This is a genomic window from Polaromonas sp. P1_F1 (assembly GCF_056405795.1).
This window is the reverse complement of record NZ_JBFUBJ010000008.1, coordinates 144001-150000: the sequence shown is the minus strand read 5'-3', so window position 1 is coordinate 150000 and position 6000 is coordinate 144001. Positions and strand designations below refer to the sequence as shown.

Below are 6000 nucleotides of genomic sequence, written 5' to 3'. Positions count from 1 at the left end.
TTTACCTCACCAACAACCTAATCTGATATCAGCCGCTCCAATCGCGCGAGGTCTTGCGATCCCCCGCTTTCATCCTTAGATCGTATGCGGTATTAGCGTAAATTTCTCTACGTTATCCCCCACGATTGGGCACGTTCCGATATATTACTCACCCGTTCGCCACTCTCGAGTATTGCTACTCTACCGTTCGACTTGCATGTGTAAGGCATGCCGCCAGCGTTCAATCTGAGCCAGGATCAAACTCTATAGTTTAATCACTGCAATAATTTTCAACTCCTTGCATTTGACTGCAAGAAGAAACTCATAAAAACGGAATTGATGAGAAATCTTGACGATTTCACATTTTCTATCTCTATGAGCGTTTAAGGTCAGAAGACCTGGTTACAAGTAACCTGGCAATCGCCTTCAAACGCCCATACTTATCGGCTGTAAATTTTTAATGATCCTGACTACTTGCTTAGCGCATTTAGCACCTTGCTTTTGTCGTCTCGCTGTAATCAGCTGAGCCTCGAATTATATACTGGATTTTAATTCCCAGTCAACCCGAGGGTTATTTGCCTTTCTCGCTTGACAAACTCAATTCAGAGAATTTCGCTTGCCTCGCTGTAATCAGCAGAGCCTCAAATTATATACCGGTTTTTGATCACCAGTCAAACTTTTTTGACTCTTTTTTCTGCTGTCTGACCGCTTGGCGGTCAGAACTTTCGTTTTCAGCAGAGCCTTGAATTCTATACCGGTTTTTGAGTCCCGGTCAACTTTTCAAGATCTTTTTTCTACTGAACTTTTCGGTTTCGCGGTAGCTGCAAATCCCGAAGAATTTGTTCGCTGTGTTCAGCAGAGCCATCGACTATAGCACGGTTGTTTTGCGCTTTTCAAGCACCGCTTAAAAAACTTTCTCAACTTACGCGTTGTTCACCATAAGAGGCAGTGAGCGCAAGCGCTTCCCTGTCAGTGCGTACAGGGCATTTCCCAATGCAGGCGCCAATGGCGGCACACCTGGTTCGCCTGCGCCGCCAGGTGTTCTCTCGCTGGGGACAATATGAGTCTGCACAACGGGCGCCTGCGCCATTCCCACCATGGCGTACTGGGGGAAATTCTTCTGGCGCACAACACCGTCCTCTATATCTATGCGGCCATGCAGCGCCGCGGTCAGCGCAAAGATAACGCTCCCCTCCATTTGCTGTGCCACGATGCCCGGGTTCACAGCCGTACCGCAATCCACAGCACACACCACGCGGTGAACGCGCAGCATGCCATTGAGCAATGACACCTCCGCGACCTGCGCCACGATGGACCCAAACGATTCATGCAAGGCGATGCCGCGGGCCCGCCCCTCGGGAAGAGCGCTGCCCCAGCCAGCCTTGAGTGCAGCCAGATCCAGCACGGCCAGATGCCGCGGTGCTTCGCCCAGCAGGGAACGCCGGAAAGCGAGAGGATCCTGTCCAGCCGCCCAGGCCAGCTCGTCCACGAAGCTTTCAGAAAAGAACGCGTTATGCGAATGCCCCACCGAGCGCCAATAGCCGACAGGCACGCCCGAGCGCGTGGCCACATGCGACATGGACTGGCTGGCAAAGCCATAAGGCAGGTCGAACAAACCTTCCGCAGCACTTTTATCGGGGGTATCAAAGGGCCCGGACAGGGCCGGCAGGTTGCGTTCGAGCCATCTAGGCGTAATGGCGTCGCCGGCAGACTTGATGGACAGGCAGGTGACGTCGCCCGTTTCGTCCATGGAGGCCCTCAGCCTGGCTACCTGCATGGGCCGGTAAAAGTCGTGCGTGGTGTCTTCTTCGCGCGACCAGATCAATTGCACAGGCCGGCCACCACACTCCACGGCAATGCGCACTGCCTGCGCCACACAGTCGACCTCCAGCCGGCGGCCAAAGCCGCCCCCCAGCAAGGTGACAGTGACATGGACATCTTCCTGAGCCACCCCGGCCACCCGTGCGGCAACGGCCACAGCCATCTGCGGCACCTGGGTGGGCGCCCAGAGCCATACCTTGCCGCCCATGACTTGCGCGGTGCAGTTCATGGGCTCAAGCGTGGCGTGGGCCAGGTAGGGTGCACGATAAAGTGCCTCGATTTTCCGCACAGCGGATGCCTCGGCCTTGCCGGCATCGCCTTTTTCATAAAAGACATGGCCTTCTTCACGTGCCAGAGCGGTTTCCAGCGATTGTTCAATCGCGCGGGTGTCCAGCGCGCCAGCGGGTCGCTGCTGCCATTCGACCGGCACCATCAAGGCCGCCTGCTGGGCCTGCCACCAGGTTTTACCCACCACGGCAAAGCCGGCAGTAGAGCCCGCATAGGCCGGCAGCCGCACCAGGCGCTCCACGCCAGGTAAGGCCAGCGCCGTATTCACCTGAATCGCACCCGCTGAACCGCCCAACATGGGACAAAGCCGGATCGCCGCATACACCATGCCCGGCAACCGGACATCGAGGCCAAAAACGGCCGTGCCATTAACCTTGGCAGGTAAATCCAGGCGCTGGGCACCCCGCCCTATCAGCTTCCAGTCCCCGCGGCTTTTGAGAGTCACGTCCCCCGGCGGAGTCGCTGCGGCAAATTTCGCCAGTTCACCGTAGTGGGATGAGGGGCCTGAGGGGTGCGAAATCACGCCGTTTTTGACTGTGAGCTCATCCACCGGCAATTTCCAGTCCAGCGAGGCGGCCCCCAGCAGGGATGCCCGGGCCGTGGCAGCGGCCAGGCGCACCACGTCCCAGGCATCCGCCAGGCTTGAGGAACCCCCTGTCGCGTTGATGCCGAGCTCACGGGCAACCTTGCCCATCATCCACTCGCCGATCCTGACCGGGGTGGGGCGAACCCTGGGGGCGCCTTCTTTGGCAAAGTCATCGACGTCCAGTGGATGAAAGGGCAGGCTGCCCACCAGCATCGCGACATTACCGTAAATGGCATCAGAACCCGCCTGCGCCACGGTCACCCGCTGCAGCGGCACGTCAAGCTCTTCGGCCACCAGCATGGCCAGCGCCGTGTGCACGCCCTGACCCATTTCGCTGCGCGGCATGGCCAGCACCACACCGCCGTCCGCCCGGATCTTGATCCAGCCATTGAACACCGCGCCATCAAGCTCGGGAATGCTCGCAGGCCAGGGCTTGGCCGGGCTGCCCAGCCGGGAGCGCGCCGGCAACAGGCTCCAGCCCACCAGCAATGCGCCTGCCGCACCGGTTGCACTGAGCAGCCAGGCCCTTCTCTTCATGAGGACGTGGCCCCCACGCTTTTCGCTTCGCGTAATGCGCTGCCCCTTTTTTGCATATTCCGGGGCTCGTTTCCTTGGGGCGGCCCGGCGGAAAATTGAGCCTTAGGTGTTGGGCCCTTGCCGCCGGGCGCCATGCCGGCCGCGCGCTTGATGGCCACCCGGATCCGCTGGTAAGTGCCGCAGCGGCAGATATTGGTCATGGTGGCATCGATGTCCGCATCTGTCGGCTTGGGGATTTTGTCGAGCAGGGCGGCGGCCGCCATCAGCATGCCCGACTGGCAATAGCCGCATTGGGGCACCTGCTCGGCAATCCAGGCGGCCTGCAGGGCGTGTGGCTTGTCCGTCGCACCCAGCGCTTCAATGGTCTGAATGCGCTTGCCCACCACGGCGGACACCGGGACGACGCAGGACCGCACCGCTTCGCCGTCCACCCGCACCGTGCAAGCGCCACACGCGGCCACGCCGCATCCGAACTTGGTGCCCGTCATGTTCAGCACGTCGCGCAGCAGCCAGAGCAAGGGCATGCCGGGGTCGGCGTCGGCCTGAACGGCCCGTCCATTGATTTGCAGTTCCAAGGTCCCTCCTTCAGCGATCGAATCGCCGGAACGAACGACTATATCGGCGAGGCCTGGCAAGCGATAGGGCGCAGATGCGACATCGGCCACTCAGTAATAACTTGTATTTAAGGGATGGCACATATGTGGCGTCATATGGCCAAAGGCGGGCCCTGCAGGGCCGATGAAGAGCCTATATAGAAACCGCCTCGCGGCAGGGGCGGATAATCTGCCCCCTTATGGCACTTATTACCTTACTGGACGCCCAACTCGCTTTTGGGCATGTCGCACTGCTGGACCACGCAGATTTTTCCCTTGAAACCAACCAGCGCATCGGCCTGATCGGGCGCAACGGCACGGGCAAGTCGTCCCTGCTGAAAATTCTCGCCGGCCTCGAAAAACCCGATGACGGCACGCTGCAGCTGCAGCAGAACCTGCGCATCGCCTATGTGCCGCAAGAGCCCAGCCTGGACCCGCATGCTACGGTTTTTATAGCTGCCAGCGCAGGATTGGCGCGCACCAGGCACGTAGTTGAGCAGTATCTTGCGGCCGACGAAAACACCGACCTGGACGCCCTGCAGTCGGAAATCGAGGCGCTGGACGGCTGGACCTGGGAGCAGCGCGTCGAGGAAACCCTGCACCGCCTGCACCTGGACAAGGACGCCATCGTCGGTTCGCTCTCGGGCGGCACCAAAAAACGCGTGGCGCTGGCCCAGGCGCTGGTCGCCAAACCCGACGTGCTGTTGCTCGACGAGCCGACCAACCACCTGGACCTCGATTCCATCGCCTGGCTGGAGGACCTGCTTGTCAATTTCAACGGCAGCATCATCACCATCACGCATGACCGGGCCTTCCTGGACCAGGTCGCCACCGTCATCGTCGAGCTCGACCGCGGCAAACTGAACAGCTACCCTGGCAATTTTGCCCAGTACCTGGTGCAAAAAGAAGAACAGATGGCCCAGGAAGCCGTCATCAATGCCAAGGCCGACAAGCTGCTGGCGCAGGAAGAGGTGTGGATCCGCAAGGGCGTGGAGGCGCGCCGCACCCGCAGCGTGGCCCGCATTGGACGCCTCGAAGCCCTGCGCGACAACCGTGCGGCACGGCGTGATGCGGTGGGCCGCGTCAACCTGGACGTCTCCAGCGGCGAGAAGAGTGGCAAGATCGTGGCCGAACTGACGGATGTGAGCAAAAGCTTTGGCCATCCCGGATCGGAAAAAATCATCGTCAACAAATTCACCGGCACACTGCTGCGCGGCGACAAGGTCGGCCTGCTGGGGCCCAACGGCGCCGGCAAGACCACGCTGCTCAAGCTGATTCTGGGTGAACTGCAGCCCGATGTGACGAATCCGCCCGGCAAAATCCGCCAGGGTGCCAACCTGCAGGTCGCGTACTTTGACCAGATGCGCGACAGCCTGGACCTGGACGCCACGCTGGAAGATTTCATCAGCCCCGGCAGCGAGTGGGTCGAAATCAACGGCCAGAAGAAACACGTCAAGAGCTATTTGACGGACTTCCTGTTCTCGCCCCAGCGCGCGAACTCGCCCGTGCGCACCTTGTCAGGCGGCGAGCGCAACCGGCTGCTGCTGGCGCGCCTGTTCGCGCGGCCGGCCAATGTGTTGGTGCTGGACGAGCCGACCAACGACCTGGACATCGACACGCTCGAATTGCTGGAAGACCTGTTGCAAAACTACGAAGGCACGGTGTTCCTGGTCAGCCACGACAGGCGCTTCCTGGACAACGTGGTCACCAGCACCATCGCCTATGAGGGCACGCCCGAGAACCCCGGCTTCTGGCGCGAATACGAGGGCGGCGTGACCGACTGGATCACGCAATCCAAGCGCGCAGCGCAGATTACCGGTGCCAACAAGCCCGCCAGCAGCCCCGCCGGCAGCAAAATTTCAAGCAAAACAAGCCCGCAACCCAATAAGGACGAGCGTGAGCAGCTATCAAAAAAGAAGCTGAGCTACAAGGAGCAGCGCGAGCTCGACGGCCTGCCGGCGCTGATCCAGCAGCTGGAGTCGCAGCAAAAAGCCATCGAGCAGGAGCTCTATGACGGAACGCTTTACACCACGAATGCCAAGCGCGCCGCGGAACTCAACGCGCGCAACAGCAAAATCGAGGAAGAGCTGATGACCGCGCTGCAGCGCTGGGAAATCCTGTCGTCATAACCGTGCCCGCTGGCCCCCTGCATGCGGCCCGGCTACTGCCGGGAAGAGCAGTCAAGCCGGGCGCCTA

General features: G+C 60.3%; 2 protein-coding genes, 1 rRNA gene and 1 pseudogene (1 of these 4 only partly in view). 1 reads left to right on the top strand and 3 read right to left on the bottom strand.

Annotated elements, in window-relative coordinates; translation table 11 throughout:
- The 3 genes and pseudogenes from AC1DZE_RS19585 to AC1DZE_RS19575 all read right to left on the bottom strand — a co-directional run.
- A 16S ribosomal RNA gene (locus tag AC1DZE_RS19585) occupies positions 1-252 on the bottom strand; it reaches 1277 nt to the left of the window's first position.
- Between the two features lie 649 nt (positions 253-901).
- Positions 902-3211 carry a xanthine dehydrogenase family protein molybdopterin-binding subunit gene (locus tag AC1DZE_RS19580; RefSeq protein ID WP_477670130.1) on the bottom strand — a complete coding sequence of 770 codons (2310 nt, stop codon included), beginning with the start codon at positions 3209-3211 and terminating at the stop codon, positions 902-904.
- A gap of 137 nt (positions 3212-3348) precedes the next feature.
- Positions 3349-3786 (bottom strand): annotated as a pseudogene (locus AC1DZE_RS19575) ((2Fe-2S)-binding protein); the annotation flags it as partial.
- A 218-nt stretch (positions 3787-4004) separates the two neighbouring features.
- Here AC1DZE_RS19575 and AC1DZE_RS19570 point away from each other — a divergent pair.
- Positions 4005-5933, top strand: coding sequence for an ATP-binding cassette domain-containing protein (locus AC1DZE_RS19570; RefSeq protein ID WP_477700452.1), 1929 nt, complete (start codon positions 4005-4007; stop codon positions 5931-5933).
- Positions 5934-6000: the final 67 nt, after the last annotated feature.

What these genes read in the sequence shown, in the direction of transcription:
- AC1DZE_RS19580 (WP_477670130.1), bottom strand. Translation starts at nt 3,211, where the DNA reads ATGAAGAGAAGGGCCTGGCTGCTCAGTGCAACCGGTGCGGCAGGCGCA.
- AC1DZE_RS19570 (WP_477700452.1), top strand. Translation starts at nt 4,005, where the DNA reads ATGGCACTTATTACCTTACTGGACGCCCAACTCGCTTTTGGGCATGTC.